Annotated in this window: 7 protein-coding genes; 6 read left to right on the forward strand and 1 reads right to left on the reverse strand. The window is 44.2% G+C overall.

Annotation, left to right across the window (positions count from 1 at the left end):
• Positions 1-41: 41 nt before the first annotated feature.
• From ACO067_RS11080 to ACO067_RS11095, 4 genes are all read left to right on the forward strand, one after another.
• Positions 42-1,712: a tetratricopeptide repeat protein gene (locus tag ACO067_RS11080; RefSeq protein ID WP_421874022.1), complete on the forward strand. Its 1,671-nt coding sequence runs from the start codon at positions 42-44 to the stop codon at positions 1,710-1,712.
• Between the two features lie 210 nt (positions 1,713-1,922).
• On the forward strand, positions 1,923-4,739 hold the full coding sequence (locus ACO067_RS11085; RefSeq protein ID WP_421874024.1) for a TonB-dependent receptor: 2,817 nt from the start codon (positions 1,923-1,925) through the stop codon (positions 4,737-4,739).
• A 61-nt stretch (positions 4,740-4,800) separates the two neighbouring features.
• Complete coding sequence (locus ACO067_RS11090) at positions 4,801-5,856, forward strand: phytase (protein WP_421874027.1); 1,056 nt, start codon at positions 4,801-4,803, stop codon at positions 5,854-5,856.
• Between the two features lie 63 nt (positions 5,857-5,919).
• Complete coding sequence (locus ACO067_RS11095) at positions 5,920-6,873, forward strand: metallophosphoesterase (RefSeq protein ID WP_421874028.1); 954 nt, start codon at positions 5,920-5,922, stop codon at positions 6,871-6,873.
• 174 nt (positions 6,874-7,047) lie between these two features.
• Here ACO067_RS11095 and ACO067_RS11100 read toward each other — a convergent pair whose 3' ends face one another.
• Positions 7,048-14,169 carry a cadherin domain-containing protein gene (locus tag ACO067_RS11100; RefSeq protein WP_421874030.1) on the reverse strand — a complete coding sequence of 2,374 codons (7,122 nt, stop codon included), beginning with the start codon at positions 14,167-14,169 and terminating at the stop codon, positions 7,048-7,050.
• Positions 14,170-14,530: 361 nt separating this feature from the next.
• On the opposite strand from ACO067_RS11100, the gene ACO067_RS11105 reads away from it, so the two are divergent.
• Positions 14,531-17,638 carry a histidine kinase dimerization/phosphoacceptor domain -containing protein gene (locus ACO067_RS11105; protein ID WP_421874032.1) on the forward strand — a complete coding sequence of 1,036 codons (3,108 nt, stop codon included), beginning with the start codon at positions 14,531-14,533 and terminating at the stop codon, positions 17,636-17,638.
• Positions 17,635-18,333, forward strand: a complete 699-nt coding sequence (locus ACO067_RS11110) for a LytR/AlgR family response regulator transcription factor (RefSeq protein WP_421874033.1) — start codon at positions 17,635-17,637, stop codon at positions 18,331-18,333. The genes ACO067_RS11105 and ACO067_RS11110 overlap by 4 nt, the downstream gene beginning before the upstream one ends.
• The last annotated feature ends 63 nt before the right edge of the window (positions 18,334-18,396 follow it).

Here is an 18,396-nt window from a genome sequence, read left to right on the forward strand (position 1 = left end):
TGTAGACGCTTATTTTCGTAAGAAACCCATCGATCTATGCTATGAATCGACAGTGGCTTCTGCCGATTTTAATCGCTTTGCTCGGCCTCTATTCCTGCCGGGACTACACCGCTAATGAGGAGCACCTACCAATAGACGGTCTGCTTGCCCTTGCAGACAATATCCAGTTTACCCAGAGCGATACTGCTCTTGCTATTGTGCGCCAGGCGTTGGAAGAAAGCCAATCCATTGGTTATACCCACGGAATCGCACGGAGTTCCCAGCTGATGGGAGATCTCCTATACCACATAGGCGGTCTTGGTCCCGCCACCCAACATCTCAATAAGGCACTTAGCCTCTACCAGTCTGAGGGCAACCCACTGCAACAAGCTTATGTTAATCTCTCTTTGTCCAAAGTATACCAGCGCTCTGGCAACCAAAACCAGTCTTTCCTTTACCTTCACCAGGCACGCCAGTTGTTTGGTGAGTTAAATCACGAGTTGGGGATGTCCATGGTTTTTAGCAGTCTGGGTCACTTTTATGAAAAAGCCCAGCAATACGACAGTGCGCTACAATATCAAAAACGTGCATTGACACTGCTGGAAAAAATCGGGGAGAGCGCTGGCTTGTCCGAAATCCATGACAACATTGGTAGTATCTATGAAGACCTCAATCAGTTTGATCAAGCTCAGAAACACTTCGAAATAGCACTCGAACTCAACGAAAAAAACAACAACCAGGCCTCAGCAATCGTCAACCTCAACAACATTGGCGACACCTACCGCAAGCGTGAGCAGTATGAACAAGCCCTCAATTACAGCTTGCAAGCCCTTGATCTCGCCGAGTCTGCTAACCTCGATTACCAGATCAAAAGCGCCTGCCGAGATCTATCTAAAATCTATGAGGCACTCAGACAGCCAGAAAAGGCCCTTTCTTATCTCACCCGCAGCTATGAAATCACCGACGACCTTTTCAGCGAGCAGATTGCGGCGGAAATCGCCAACACGCAAGCCGTCTACGAACTCGAGCAGAAGCAACAGCGGATTTCCATTCTAGAAAAAGAACAAGGTTTCAACCGAACAATCACCATTCTATCATCGACGGGAGTCTTACTGTTTCTCATTCTGGGTGGTGCAGTTTCCTATCAGCAAAAATCCAAGAATATCAAAAAACGAAAACTCCTTGAAGCTGAAGCTACTCTTGCCAAAACGCAACTGGAAGTGACTCAATTGAGTGAACTAAAATTAAAAACCGAACTAGAGAATATAGCCCTGAAGGAAGAGCAGCTCCAGCAGGAACTCGAGCTGAAGAGCAAGTCACTGACTAAAAGTGCTCTGCACATGATTCAAAAAAACGAGTTTCTTCATGACATCCGCAAGAAACTGAAAGATGTGCGCAAAGGAGAACCTGAGCTACAGGACAAACGCATCAAAAAGCTTATCAAGTCCATCGAACTTAACTTCAATATGGATGATGACTGGCAAGAGTTCGAAACCATTTTCCAGCAGGTTCACTCGGTGTTCTTTGAGAAACTAAAAATGCTCTATCCGAACCTTTCACCAGCTGAAGTAAGACTCTGCGCGATGCTCCGGCTCAACCTACACTCTAAGGACATGGCTGCCATTATGGGCATCTCTCAAGACAGCCTGCGAATAGCCCGCTACAGACTCCGCAAAAAACTTGGACTGAGTAAGGGCTCGAATTTGTATTCGTTCATCATGAATATCAGCTAAAACATGAATTCGCAGATAACTTGTAAAAGAGTCATATTAATACAGAATTAACATTTAGCACATTGATATACTGATAGTTACAAAATCTTGTTGCCTTTTTGTTGACCCTTACTTACCCCTATGTTGCTGTTTTGTTGATAGGGCTTTCACACCCAGTTAATACGCCAAATCTACATTGGCACCACGAAACAAAACACTGACAAACAACCGATGAAAAAACAACTACTTATCACATCACTTTGCTTGCTATCAGCTGTGTTGCTCAACGCACAGGCAAGCTTAAAGGGACGCGTATTAGACGAGAATGGTTTGGGTCTGCCGGGTGCTACCATTCAGGTAACTGACCTGGCTAACGTGGGAGGCATCTCTGATGCAGATGGATTTTACCTTATTCAAAACCTACCGGAAGGACCACACACCGTAAAGATCTCCTTTATAGGATATGCCGCTATCGAAAAGGAAGTAACTCTAAGTAGTGGAATCAACGAATTGGATACGGATATGGAACCCGGTGTGATCATCGGAGATGGCGTGCTGGTACTTGGTGATCGACTGAAAGGTCAGGCCAAAGCCCTGAACCAGCAGCGAACCAATGAAAACATCACCAATGTAGTAGCTGCAGACCAGATCGGACGGTTTCCAGATGCGAACGTAGGAGATGCCATGAAGCGTATCCCGGGCATCACCATGCAGGGAGATCAGGGCGAGGCACGAAACATTATCATCCGTGGACTTGCGCCTCAGCTGAATTCAGTTATGATCAACGGAAACAGAATTCCGTCAGCTGAAGGAGATAATCGAAACATTCAGATGGACCTGATTCCTTCAGATATGATCCAGATGATCGAAGTGAATAAAGCCATCACTCCAGACATGGATGCAGATGCCATTGGTGGATCGGTGAATTTGGTCACCCGTTCGAATCCTTCAGGAGAGCGTATCTCAGGAACTCTGGCCAGTGGTTACAACGCACTATCTCAACAGCCTATTTGGACAGGCGCTTTCATCTACGGTAACCGATTCCTAAACAACAAACTGGGAGCAGTAGCTTCCCTGTCTTACAACAACCACGACTTTGGCTCCGACAATGTGGAAGCTGAATGGGCAGAAGGAGATAATGGTGCATTTATCGAAGAGTTTCAGATCAGAACTTATGAGGTCCAGCGAATCAGAAGAAGTGCTTCACTGAATTTGGATTATGAATTTAACAAAAAGCATAAAATCTTCCTAAATGGCATGTACAACTGGCGAGATGACTGGGAAAATCGTTACCGACTGGTATTAGCGGAAATTGAGGTACCTGATGCCAATGGTGTATCATTCGTAGGCGCTCTGGAAAGAGAAACCAAAGGTGGAATCGGCAATGATCGTGTGGACTACAGCAGACTGGAAGATCAGCGGGTAAGAACCTTCTCATTGGGCGGTGAGCACCTATTTGGAAACGCAGAACTTACCTGGATGGGAGCCTGGTCACGTGCCTCTGAAGAACGTCCGAATGAGCGCTATGTAGTCTATACTGCAGAACCAGAAGTGGAAGTAGACGGTGAAGATGAAGCGCAAGGCATTCTCTTTTACCAGGACATATCCAACCCAAGAAAACCACGATTCACTGGAGCTCCTGGTGATGGGTTCTCTTATGGTGGCAATGACCCTGAAGTAACCGGACTTTCACTATTTGAACTGGATGAGATCACTGAAGAAGAGCAGTACACTCAGGAGACAGATATCAACGGAAGAATTGACCTGAAATTACCAATCGCACAGAAAGGCTACATCAAACTAGGAACCAGATATCGATTCAAAGAAAAGGAAAGAAATAACTCTTCTTTCTTTGAATACAGTTTCCTCAATGATGAGTTTGAGACATTGGATCAGGTACCTCTTCTAAACAAAACCGACAAAGGATTCTTGCCTGGAGAACAGTATGCGTCGGGTTCATTTGCCTCCAACATTTGGCTCGGTGATCTGGATCTTGGCAATGCTGGAAGATTTGAAAGTGAGTCCAAACCAGACGAATACCTGGCTGAAAACTACCTGGCGACTGAAACCATCATTGCGGGCTATGCCATGGCAAAGTATGACTTGACTCCAACTTTGAGTACCACGGTTGGTGTCCGAATTGAAAATACTTCATTGGAATACACTGGAAACGAAGTAGAAAATGAAGAGGACTTTGTGCGCTCCATCACAAATACTGACAGCTACACCAACTTCCTTCCCGGTGTACATTTCAAATACAACGCTACCGACAACCTGGTGCTAAGAGCAGCATGGACCAACTCTTTGGCCAGACCAAATTACTTCGACCTGGTGCCTTATGTTGACAACCGCCCGGATGATGAAGAGATCTTTTTGGGTAACCCAGAGTTGGAGCCTACCACTTCCATGAATATTGACTTCATGGCTGAGAATTATTTTGAGTCGATCGGTTTGATTTCATTTGGCTATTTCAACAAGAACATCGACGGATTCATCTACGTGCAGGCCTCTGAAAATGCAGATGGTTTTGAGGTGTACCAGCCTCAAAATGGCGGTACTGGTACAATTAACGGTATCGAAACCTCTTTCCAACGTCAGCTAGACTTTTTGCCGGGAGCGCTAAAAGGATTGGGAGTATACCTCAACTATACCTACACCAACTCCAGTGCAGATGGTGTAGCCAACGAAGATGGCGAAGAGCGTGAGGAACTGGGTCTTCCTGGCACTGCCAAGAACCTTTTCAACGCTTCTCTTTCGTTCGAAACCAAAAAGCTGATCATCAGAGCTTCATTGAATTACTCTGGAGACTACATCGATGAAGTAGGTGGTGAAGCATTCACTGACAGGTACTACGACGAGCAAATGTTCCTGGACATCAATGCCTCTTATGCATTTACGAACAACTGGAGATTCTTTGTGGAGGCCAATAACCTCACCAACCAGCCATTGAGATACTATCAGGGTGTTCAGGACAGAACCATGCAGATGGAATATTACAATGCCCGTTTCAACGCGGGAGTGAAATTCGACCTGTTCAACAGTAAATAAATAACCTAACCAAAATGGGTATCTCGTTCTCGGGATACCCACATTTTTAAAATCCAACTCAATGAAGTATTGCATTTATGCAGCTGTAGGTTTAGTGCTAGCAGCATGTGGTTCTAAACAACCAGAACTTGCTCGGGTGCAACCGAAATATGTAACCGATACGGTCAGCTATGACAGTGACGATCCAGCCATCTGGATCAACAAAGAAGACCCAGCCAACAGCTTAATTCTTGGAACAGACAAACAAGAACTGGACGGTGGGTTATATGCCTTTGATTTAAAGGGAAAGAAACTAACGGATCGACAAGCGTATCCGCTAGATCGACCCAATAATGTGGATCTGGCTTATGATGTCACCATCGGAGCAGATACCTTCGATGTAGCCGTGGTTACCGAACGCGGAAAAGGACAGATTCGAGTGTTCAGTCTTCCAGACCTGACGCCACTTGATAATGGAGGAATACCCGTATTCGTGGATGACAGTGTGAACAACAAAGTAATGGGTGTCGCCCTTTACAAACGACCCACCGACGGTAAACTCTTTGCTATTGTGAGTAGAAAAGAGGGGACCGCCAATACAAACCAGTACCTGTACCAATATGAACTGAAAAGTGATAGTGTAGCTATCTATGGAGAATTGGTCAGGAAGTTTGGTCAGTTTAGCGGCACCAAGGAAATAGAAGCTGTGGCTGTTGATACCGAACTTGGTTATGTCTATTATTCTGATGAACACTATGCGGTACGGAAATACTTTGCGGACCCTGACAAAGGAGATGAAGAACTTGCTCAGTTTGCCCTAAATGGGTTTGCGGATGATCGGGAAGGAATCTCGATTTATAAAACAGGACCTAAGACGGGTTACATTCTCGTTTCAGATCAAGGAGCGAATCAGTTTCAGGTGTTTCCAAGAGAAGGTTCTCCAGAAAACCCTCATGACCATCGCGTGATCGCTACCATCCCAGTCACAGCTATGTCGAGCGATGGATCAGAGGCTACTTCTATGGCACTAGGGGAAGATTTTCCGAAAGGCCTGTTTGTGGCCATGTCTGACAACAAGACCTTTGAAATCTACGACTGGCGCGATCTGGAAAAGCACATTACTCAATCAATACAATAGTTTTTCTCTAATACCTCAAAGGGCTTCCATTGATTTGGGAGCCCTTATTTTTACCACTTTCCTATGAAGAAACTTATCTATATCACACTCATTCTGACATTTTTCGCCTGTCAGCCCACCAAATCTCCTGAAAAATCCGTGCCTCAGTTATCGGAAGACTTCCAGGAAATAGAAGATGCCTACTATGTCTACACCATTGGGGACTGGGGCAGAAATGGCGAAGATGGCCAGCAGGAATTGGCAGACATGATGGGAATTGCCGCCAGGAAAATAGAGCCAGAGTTCATCATTGCCACAGGAGATAATTTTTACCCCAATGGAGTGGCCAGTGTACAAGATCCACTTTGGCAGTCTTCCTATGAGGAAGTCTACTCCGCACATTCACTCAATGTAGACTGGTACGTAGTGCTGGGCAATCACGACTATCGGGGCAATCCACAAGCCGAAGTGGACTACACGAACATCAGCCGAAGGTGGAACATGCCCTCGCGCTACTTCCATAAAGACATTACCACAGACGATGGTGCCTCTATTCGGTTGGTATTTATTGACACTTCGCCACTGAATGACGAATACTATCATGAGGAAAAATACAAAGATAAAGTCATCGGACAGGATACAACGGCCCAGCTTCAGTGGATGGATAGTTTGCTAGCCGAGAAATTTGACTGGAAAATTGTAGTAGGGCATCATCCACTCTACTCAGGAGGCAAAAGGATTGACGATCAAAACTTCGTGCGTCCTCATCTCGAACCAAGATTTGAAAAGTTCGGTGTGCATGCCTACCTGGCAGGGCATGAGCATGACTTGCAGCACATCAAACCAGCTGACAAAGTCACCCATCATTTCATCTCCGGAGCAGGATCGGAAGTGCGACCAACAGGGATGTTGGAGTCTTCACTTTTTGCTGAATCAATTCAAGGTTTTTTATCCACAGCCATCACCAAAGACTCGCTCTACTTTGAGTTTGTGAGCTATGAGGGAAACAGACTCTATCAGTTTTCTCAGAAAAAATAGCCATTCCTCTCACTACAAAAAATAAGGGCAGCCACCTGGGACTGCCCTTTTGCAAATCCGCCAGCTGGCGTACTTGCTGCCTTAGTTTTATATACAAGTTTTTCTTTTTTACCCTTCCCGATAGCTATCGGGACTAAAGGGAAAGAAAAACAATGAGTACTGATTTAGTATCAATTACTTCTTAATCAGCTTCCTCAAAGAAACCCCATCTGCATTTCGGATTTCCATCAGGTAGATGCTCTCTTTTAGGGTTTCTACATTCAGCTCTATTTCATTGGTAAATGATCGCTCGGTAATGACCGTTCCTTTCAGATCCATGATGCGAATAGAAGCTTCACCAGTCACCTGCACGTTGACAAAACTGGTAGCCGGATTCGGGTAAACGGATAGTTCAATTTCATCTTCAGCGCCGAGTACTTCTACCACAGAAACAGTAATAGAAACACCCTCTTCACTCACGACAGCCGTTACGTCCAGCGATGATTGATTTTCATCAAAGGTGACTGTAGAATTACCTAAATCAACAGGAACGCCATCTATATTAACTACCAGTTGATATTCACCATTCGGAATCCCATTGATCTCAAACGCTCCGTTTTCATCTGTAACCACTTCGGTCATGATCCTTTCATCTGAAGTACGAATCAGGAAGACTGAGACACCTACAATAGGCGTGCCTTGCAGGATGCGCCCCTGAACAATTCGTCCACCACCATTCTCACCTTCGATCACCGCACCGCTGATCTTACCTTCTCCGTTGAGCAGGTTCTCCTGGGCTTTCGCAATCATCTTGATGTTCTGCTCTGATCTATTTTCTGTATGCTTGGTTGAGGAAGAAGACTGCACGGTATTGCCAAGATAAGTGCGGAAATAATCATCCAAAGCCGTAGGAATAACCGAGACAAAGTACTCTTTAGCCGGTATATCGGCATAATAGGTTCCATCTGCTTCCAGTGGCAAATCTAATGGATCAGTGTTCTGATTTTCTCTTACCCTCACATAGCCTGCTGAAAATGCTTCGTCATTTTCATCTACTATTACACCCTCGATGAAGATTTCAGGGTCTTGCTCTTTGAACCAAGCGTGGATAGGATAACCCGTCTCCTGATCCATTTGCCAAACTTCACTTTCTCCATTTATGGTTTCTCCAGTAAAGTCCCACCCTGTCTCAATGAATGTCTTTAGACGTTGCATTTCAACAGTTGTTTTAGCAGTACCTGCCTCTACAAGTACCTGGTCATTAACATCTGAATCCCAAAAGGAATTACGGATCGTTCCGTCAGAATAACCCACTAGAGCACCAATATAATCCATATAATCTGCATCCAGTATCTCCCCTGCAGCGTACGAATTTTCAATCGTTCCTGCATTTGCACCAACCAGGCCACCAACAAATTGTGCTCCCTCAAGTGTATTATCCATAGATACCAATGAATAACTATTGGATATAGTACCCAGATTAGTCCCTACCAAGCCACCAGTGTATACAGTGGAATTGGCAACTGGATTAATGGTACCAGTAACAAAGCATTCTCTAACTGTTCCATAATTATAATAAACTAAGCCAGCACCATAGCAATTATTTAAGTCTACCACGCCGAGGCGTTCAATGACAGCCTCGGTTGAAGTATATAAGAATATGGATGTCAAAGTTAGATCAGTGCTACTTCTATTGTTTGAAATTACATGTCCGTTACCATCATAAATACCTGAAAACATAATCTCCAAAGGATCTTCCTCAGATAGAATACTCCCATCAGGAATGTTTAATGCAGTAGCCCCAACCAGACTGATGTCATTCATCTGTCGGAAATGAAGACCAAGGTCCTCTTCAGACACACTCAAATGACGTAGCTCACTCTCTGCGGTTATTAGGTAGGGTGATTCTGCTGTTCCATTCCCTCCGCTGTAATCAAAGCGATCCGTAATGGACACTGCAATTTCAACCGTGCTAGTCAGCCCCACATTATCAGTAGCGGTCAGATCCAACTTGAAAATATTATCACCATCACTATCTAGTGGAGTCTCAAAATCAGGAATGGTCAGAAAACTGATTTCATTGCCATTGGCCAGGCTAAACAACGCTTCATCTTTATCGGTACCAAGCGTGAAGGTCACTTCTTCATCTGCCGTAGCAGTGTAGGCTACTCCTGTGCCATCTTCTACGAAATCAACGGCCAACTCTGATGTGATAGATGGTGCAGTATCATCAACATTAGTTACTGTTATTGTGACACTCAAAACCGATTGTCTTTCTGTATTATCTGTGGCAACTACCTCAACCAAATACACATTATCCTTATCCGCATCCTGAGGATCTTCAAAATCAGGGGTTGCCTTAAAAGTCAACACTCCTTCCGTGTTGATTGAGAATAGATCCCCATCAGTCCCAGCTAAGCCCCAGGTTACCTCCTGGCTGGAAGTATAAGTGCTTGACGAAAAAGAGTTTTCCTCCCAGCTCAACAGGCTTTCTCCACCAATCTCAGCAGGACAAATTGGTTGATGCGCAAACAGGCGCGGGTACCCGCTGCATCCGACTCCATTGTCCATAATCCAAACAGGATCAATGTTATTGTCAGGATCACCTATGAAATCCCAACCAACATCTTCAAATGTGCTTTGATTAAATAACTCGAACGTTGTTTTAGCGGTACCAAGTCCTGCCGGTACGCCGCTGACATCTGAATCCCAAAAGGAATTACGGATCGTTCCGTCAGAATAACCCACTAGAGCACCAATATAATCCATATAATCTGCATCCAGTATCTCCCCTGCAGCGTACGAATTTTCAATCGTTCCTGCATTTGCACCAACCAGGCCACCAACAAATTGTGCTCCCTCAAGTGTATTATCCATAGATACCAATGAATAACTATTGGATATGGTACCCAGATTAGTCCCTACCAAGCCACCAGTGTATACAGTGGAATTGGCAACTGGATTAATGGTACCAGTAACAAAGCATTCTCTAACTGTTCCATAATTATAATAAACTAAGCCAGCACCATAGCAATTATTTAAGTCTACCACGCCGAGGCGTTCAATGACAGCCTCGGTTGAAGTATATAAGAATATGGATGTCAAAGTTAGATCAGTGCTACTTCTATTGTTTGAAATTACATGTCCGTTACCATCATAAATACCTGAAAACATAATCTCCAAAGGATCTTCCTCAGATAGAATACTCCCATCAGGAATGTTTAATGCAGTAGCCCCAACCAGACTGATGTCATTCATCTGTCGGAAATGAAGACCAAGGTCCTCTTCAGACACACTCAAATGACGTAGCTCACTCTCTGCGGTTATTAGGTAGGGTGATTCTGCTGTTCCATTCCCTCCGCTGTAATCAAAGCGATCCGTAATGGACACTGCAATTTCAACCGTGCTAGTCAGCCCCACATTATCAGTAGCGGTCAGATCCAACTTGAAAATATTATCACCATCACTATCTAGTGGAGTCTCAAAATCAGGAATGGTCAGAAAACTGATTTCATTGCCATTGGCCAGGCTAAACAACGCTTCATCTTTATCGGTACCAAGCGTGAAGGTCACTTCTTCATCTGCCGTAGCAGTGTAGGCTACTCCTGTGCCATCTTCTACGAAATCAACGGCCAACTCTGATGTGATAGATGGTGCTGTTTCATCAGCGTCTGTCACAGTAATACTTATTTCAAATGTAGCAACGTTACCGGCTGCATCCATTGCAACCAGATCAATCAGATACGTATTGTCTTGATCAGCATCTTGAGGTGTTTCGAAATCAGGTGCAGTGACGAAACTAATTTCATTTCCCTGCAATAAGAAAAAAGCTTCATCTTTGGTTGTGCCAAGCGCAATGGTAGCTTCAGGATCATCGGTTACCACCAAATAGGCTGCCACGGTTGCATTCTCCTCAAAAGTCACTGCACTTTCAGATGAAAGACTTGGAGCAGTAAGGTCCGTTACCGTAATTGTAAAACTTTGATTTGCAGTACCTCCGTTTCCATCATTAAGAGTTAATGTTATTGCAAAATCACCTGACTGACCAGCCGGGTCCCCAGTGAGTTCAGCTTCATTAATAGAAGTTCTTCGAATACTGCTATTTCGATTGTCTGAAATAAACAAAGCACCAGATGCATCAATTGCGATTCCCTCTGGTTCATTGAAGCTCGCCTCTTCTCCTACACCATTAATATTTCCTGCCGTTGCTGATCCCGCCAAAGTGCCAACTACTCCCTGAGGAGAGATGGTCCGAATACGGTGATTCATCCGATCTGTAACATAGATCATACCTGATGCACTCACCGAAACATCGCTCGGCCAATTGAAACGGGCTGTTTCAGGTGATCCATCCAAATAACCTGGCTGTCCTGAACCAGCCAATGTGGTCACCACTCCTTCAGGAGTGACTTTTCGTATGCGATTGCCCCCTTTTTCAGTGACAAGAATATTACCTAATCCATCTATCCCCAAACCATACGGAATATTAAAACTGGCCCCTGTCCCAGTCCCATCAACACTCGCTGTAGCCCCTGATCCCGCCAATGTACTCACTACTCCGCCTGGAGTCACCTTTAGGATTCGGTTGGTGTTGCCGTCTGAAACGTATACATTCCCCGCAGCATCACAGACTATCCCTATTGGTCCGTCAAAACCTGTTGCAACTGTTGTAACCTCTCCCGCAGGTGTAATTTTTCTAAGCCTATTGCCAACAGTCTCTATTACATATACGTTGTTGGAAGCATCCACAGTAACGTCTGTAGGTCCATCAAAGGATGCTGAAGTCCCCTGACCGTCCTGACTCCCGGGATCACCAGAGCCTGCAAATACAGTATGTTCTCCTTCAGAGCTTATTTTATAGATTCGGCTTTGAAATAAACCTGCGTAGTATAGGTTGCCTGAATCATCAACAGCTAACCCAAATGGTCTTGACACACCCATTTCTGCACCAACCTGAGTGCTTGTAATAACACCCCCTAAATCCAAAGATAGCCATTCAGGTAGTGCTGATGAGGATAACGATAATTCATCTCCATCAGGGTCTTCCTTAAGTATTACATAATTATAAATTTCATTGTCATCTACAGCTGTAATAGGACTAGACGTAAAGTAGGGGTCCTCGTTAACATTGGTTACCATAACTGAAACAATCTCCGGATCAGAGGTATTCGTCCCATCACTTACCGTCAATGTAAGCGTATAACTGGTTGATGTTTCAAAATCAAGGTTGGTATTGTCGGTGACTGTAAGTTCACCTGTGACTGCATTTACCGCAAAGACACCGTCTCCATTACCAGAGGTGATCGACCAGCCACTAAATGTCGTATTGGAATCGTCATCTGTGGCCTCTAACGTTCCCAGACTGGTCAGGTTGACAGCATCTTCGGCTATAGTAAAACTTTGAGAGGCCGTGATTACAGGCAAATTGTCATTGATGTCTATTACAGTTATTTCAATTGTTTCTTCTGCAGAAGTGGCCACACCATCACTTACAGTAAGCGTAAGTGTATAACTGGAGTTAATTTCGAAATCAAGCGTGGTATTATCAGCGACAGTGATTTCGCCAGAAGTGGCATTGATATCAAACAGACCATCATCATTTCCAGCTGTGATCATCCAGTTGCTAAAGGAGGTGTTCGCATCCCCATCTGTCGCCACTACCGAACCAATAACAGTCAGATTTTCAGCATCCTCTGAAACACCAAAAGTTTGAGAAGCAGTAATAACCGGACTTATGTCATTCACATCATTTACAGATATCGTAATAGTTTCTTCCGCCGAGGTGGCTATTCCATCGCCTACAGTTAGTGTGAGCGTGTAGCTGGTAGAGTTCTCAAAATCAAGCGTGGCATTATCAGCTACGGTGATTTCGCCAGAAGAAGTACCAATCGCGAATACACCATCATCATTTCCGGAAGCGATCGTCCAGTTGACCAGATTATCTGACTCAGCGTCCACCGCAGCCACTGTGCCCACTACCGTTAGGTTCTCAGCGTCTTCATTGACATTGTAGCTCTGAGAAGCTGTAATCACAGGAGCGGTATTATCACGAGGACCATAACTAAACATTCCGGCTTGACCAGCACCGCTATTATGAATAGTACTAGTAGCCGCAATAGTCAAACCATCCGCTGATATTGCTACGGCACTTCCAAATCCATCATTCGAATCATCACCTGGAATGGAATCGCCCACTATTTCCCATGCAGTGCCTGACCAATTGTAAATTTCAACGCGCCCATTTGGAGAAACAGTTGCTTCCTGAAGCGGAGCACCGATAATTGCATAGCTTCCATCACTCGAAAGTCTTACGGCCTTACCAAATTCGTCTCCATCCACCTGAGAACCATCTCCCTCCAGGGATGGAATGCTGTCGCCCATTTGCAACCAATCCGAGCCATCATATTCAAATATTTTGGCTATGCCATAGTAATTGTCAGAAGCGAACAAATCCTGTGGTGCACCCACGGCGATTCGATTCTGGTCCGCACTTAAGCTAACCGACCAGCCGAAATAATCGTGGGGTTGACCAATGAGTACATCGGGTGAAGACCAGGAACCTCCCCAGCTTCCTTCAGAATACTGGTAGATCAACACCCTCCCAGCATTATCGAAGGCACTGGTAGTGGTCTCATAAGCTGGAGATCCTACTACTAATAAACTATCAGTATCAGACACTTGTAAACTAACAGAAGTGCCTGAATTCTCAGAATCGAAAGTTCCTTCGACATCCGCACCAATTTGTGACCAGCTCGTACCTGTCCACTTATAAACTCTTGTGACACCTCTAAAGGAACCTGCTCCATTATATCCGGGTGCGCCAACAGCCAGTACTTCACCATCTGATGACAAACTCACTGATTGCCCAAAAAACTCTCCTGAATTTGATGCGATCAACTTTGATCCTTTTAGTACCCATGTATCGCCACTTCGTTCATAAACCTTCACATATCCTGAAGCAGCAAAATCATCAAAGATATCGCTGGTATTGGCTCCTATAGCCACCACAGAACCATCATCACTTAGACTCACAGAAAGCCCGAAGCTATCATTCATTTCGTCTCCCGAAATATCTGTCCCTATCTGATTCCAATTCGCTCCTGATTTTTCATAAACCCGCACTACACCTGTATTATCGGCACTGGAGGCGCCAATTGCGACAATTGTACCATCGGCAGACATGGCTATAGCCGACCCAAGACCATCGCCACTACTTCCATCAATATCATCACCCAGTTGATTCCAGGTAGATTGTGCCAAGATGGTAGTGGTTATGGTCCACACTGCAGCGGTAAGAAAGAGTTTTAAACGTTCCATATTAATTGGGTTGGTTTTAATCTAATGATTCCAAAAACGGTTATTCGTTTCTTATCGACCCATCACGCGAATCGGTACTGATAAATCTTATGAACAGATCATAACTTGAGATGAAGTCGAATTAAGTCACCTGAAATCTAGCTTTTGAAATGTTTCGGATACAAAAAATGTTGAGTTTGACCATTTTTTGTATGAGTTTGACATGGTCTTGATGCTGATCTACCCAAAATAGGGTAGGTATTTTACCGAAGAATTATAAAGGATTGGTCGATGAATAAACCGTCATTACCTAAGAACTTTAGGAGATTATGCATTTCTTTAAGCATCTTTTCATGAGCAAAGAGCAAGTGAAGTTTCCCGAATGAAGTTCGTAACGAAGAGTGCTTTCCTGGTGATCATTTTATGCGGTTGGACGCCCTGTTCAGCTCAGGAATATGTAATTACTAAAAAAGTCATTAGCGTTGAAAATGGACTGGCGGACAGGAGAATTCAGGATGTATTTCGTGATAGCAGAGGATTTACCTGGTTTAGTACGGCAAATGGTTTGAATCGATATGATGGGCACCAGCTGACCTCCTTTACACAAGAAGATGGACACTTGTTACATAGTCAGGTAGGCGAAATCAACGAAGATGCTCGAGGTAATCTCTGGATCGCGCATAGTATTCCCCCCAACAATCAGGTCATTGAATTAAGTATTTTCGATCCGCGGGTTAACCAGAGTACCTCGCTGGAGACCTACCTGGGTTATGAACTTCCCTTCAAACAAACAGCTATCAAACTCATATCAGACTCCCATGAAGCTGGCGACATTTTACTGACGACTTTAGATCATGAAGTGTATGTAGGTGGTGGTGACTCCCTGAAGTTGTCCTTTCTATACCAGCATGATGAATCTATCGATAGAGTATTTATACGAGGAGAGCACATCTGGATTATTGGTAGGTCCAAAGTGATCAAGCTGGATCACTCAGGTGCGATCAAAAAAGAACTACCACGGCCTGGATACCACTACTGGCTTGGCATTGATGCCGACGGGCGAATTTTATCCAGCTCATTTGATCGGGATCTGGGATTTAACAGCCTGGTTTTCGCTGATACCCAACCACTCTTCTTTCTACCTGCCGAATCACCCGTTTCTTATCGAGTACTTGGAGTAGATATTTATAATAATCGAGTATGGATTGAATCTTACACTTCTCAAACCTTGGAAGTCTATACTTTGGAGGGAGAATTGCTTGCTATAGCCCAAAATGATGAAGTGTACGATCCTTATGCTCCCACTAGCTGGATCGACGAAGCAGGGAATTTTTGGGACAAGCAGGGCGGCAAAATATTCTCATACACACTCACTCAGTCCAATTTTAGAACCTTTCTCACTGATGGAGACTCTTATGGCACACAGAGTTACAACACGCGTGGTATGGTAGTCATTGGTGACACACTCTATACTAACGGATTGGGTCACACCTTTGCGATCCACCTTGAAACTGGTGAGAAGAAACCCATCATATCCGGGACGGAATATTACACGAAAAGACGAAACCTCTATGACCCACTGGATGAGCGAAAGCGTCATGCTTTTTGGCTAGACTCTGACCAAAAACTATGGTTTACCGATGAAGGGTTTCGGCTCTCCTGGTTTGAACCCACAAACAGGATACACCAGGATTACTATTATGCAGTAGAAACAGAACAAAGAGATCCATACCCGAACATGCAGTGGGCCATTCATCGGGATAGTCAAGGCCAATTATGGATCGGCCATGGATCCGGAATTTCTTATCTCAATGATGTGGATAGCCTACAGGTTTTGGCGATTGATCCAGCGTTTTCAGAGTTGAGTGCCTCAACTGTTTACCACATTCATGAGCGTGGAGATACACTCTGGCTGGCCACTACTTCGGGTATTTATCTACTGAATACCCAGGAGCAAAAAATTGTGGACCGTTATCACAGTAAGGGTGCTACTAATCGCTTCATCCCACATGACCACATTGCTCATATCAACGAATTTGAATCAGATATTCTCTGGATGGCATCCAAAGGAGGCGGGATTATAAAACTGGACTTAAGCGATAACTCCTTCCGACAGTGGACTACCAAAGATGGTCTTACGCACAATGAAACCTATGGGATCTACCAGGATGACTTTGGGTTCCTGTGGGCCAGTAGTGCCAATGGGATCATGCAAATCATGCCTGGAAGTTTTGAGATCAATAGCTACTTTGAATCCGATGGGCTGGCACATAATGAGTGCAACACCATTTCGCACTATCAGGCACCGAACGGGAAGCTGTTCTTCGGGGGGATCAATGGGATCAACATGTTAGATCCCAAAGACTTTCTGCAGAACTCTAATCCTTCAAAAATCTACATTACTGCTTTCAATAAACAATCCCGTGAAGATGGTTCATTCGAAAATAGCATTCGTGAATTCCTGGATCAGGATAGTGTATTTCACATTTACCCATCTGATTTGGGGTTTCAGGTGACTTACTCCATCATTGACTACCAAAGTGAAAAGCTCCAATATGCTTATAGAATTGAAAACTTTGATCCCCAGTGGAGCTATAGTGACAAGCCTGAAATCAGCGTTCGATCACTACCGTATGGTGAGTATACTCTGGTGCTGACTGGAAAGGGGACGGCCAACCGATCAGCAGAAACCATTAGAATACCCGTTATTATCCACAGGCCGTTTTACCTCCAGACATGGTTTATCATGTTAGTCGTAATCATCAGTGGTATTGGCATAGGACTGATTGTCAAATGGCGCGAAAGAAGCTTAAAAGAGGCCAAGATACAGCTAGAGCAACAAGTCCGGGATCGTACGCAGGAACTGCAAGTTGAAAAAGAGCAGGTAGTGAAACAACTACATGAGAAAGAGCTACTGAGACAAGAGGTCCATCATCGAGTGAAAAACAACCTGACCTTTTTGAAGGGACTTTTGTATCTGAGAGCCAACGCGAGCACGAGTGCAGAGGTTAAAATGGTATTGGATGAATGTCAGGCCAGAATACAAACAATGGCTCTCGTTCATCAAAACCTCTATGATGTCGACAATACAAGTGAAGTGGACTTCAAATCATTTATCAATGAACTCTTTGGTGAGCTGCATACCCTCTTCGATACGGAAAATAAAGTGAAACTTGAGATTGAATCAGCAGGCTTGAAACTAGACATGAGGCTATGTATTTTTATCGGCTTGATCTTAAATGAACTGATCACCAATTCTTATAAATATGCCTTTCACAAAGTGGAGCAAGGACATGTGTACATTCAAGTACATGAAACCATAGATTGTATTAAATTAGAATATGCTGACAATGGCCAGGGACTGAACGAAGGTTTCCATCCAGAAAACTCTAAAGGCTTTGGCTTTAAAATAATCAGTATACTTCTTCGCCAGACTGATGCGGAACTGACTTATTCGGACAAAATATTTAGACTTTCTATTCCCAAATGAAGAAGCTTTTCAAAATCCTCATAGTAGAAGATGAACTCATGATCGCCGAGATGCTGCGAGAGATGCTGATGGAGCTTGGCTACTCGGTGGTGGCTACGGCCAAAAACTACAAAGAAGCCGTACAACATCTGGAAAACGGACCAGATCTCGATTTGGTGATCTTAGATATTAATTTGAGTGATGAAAAAAATGGATTGGATTTAGGACAGCTAATCAAGGAAGATTTCCGAAAACCATTCATCTACCTCACGTCCTATTCAGACCCCAAAACGATCAACCAAGCGGCCAGCACCGAACCTGCTGCATACATCTTGAAACCATTTACCAAGGGCGATCTTCATGCGACTATTGAGGTGATCAAGGCCAGGCAAAAACCCAGTGGCCAATCCGTGACCATTCGAGATCATGACATGACCGTCAAAATTCAAATAGATGATGTGCTGTATGTGAAATCTGATAACATCTACCTGGAGATCTATACAGAATCCAAAAAATACATCCATCGCAGTTCGCTAGAGGGTCTGCTCGATGAAGTCAATCATTCCAACCTTGTAAGAACACATCGATCTTATCTGGTCAATATCAACAGAGTACAGGCAATTAACGGTCAAAACGCCATCATCAATGGAAAAAAAGTGCCTATATCCAGAAAACACAAAGAGGAACTCACGGAATTATTCATCTCGAAAGGTTAACATCAGGTCATAAGTCATCTTCAAAAAGATTTATTATTTTGCCAACCACCAGCGTATAGAGAA

The organism is Marinoscillum sp. (genome assembly GCF_965229915.1).
GTDB lineage: Bacteria > Bacteroidota > Bacteroidia > Cytophagales > Cyclobacteriaceae > Marinoscillum.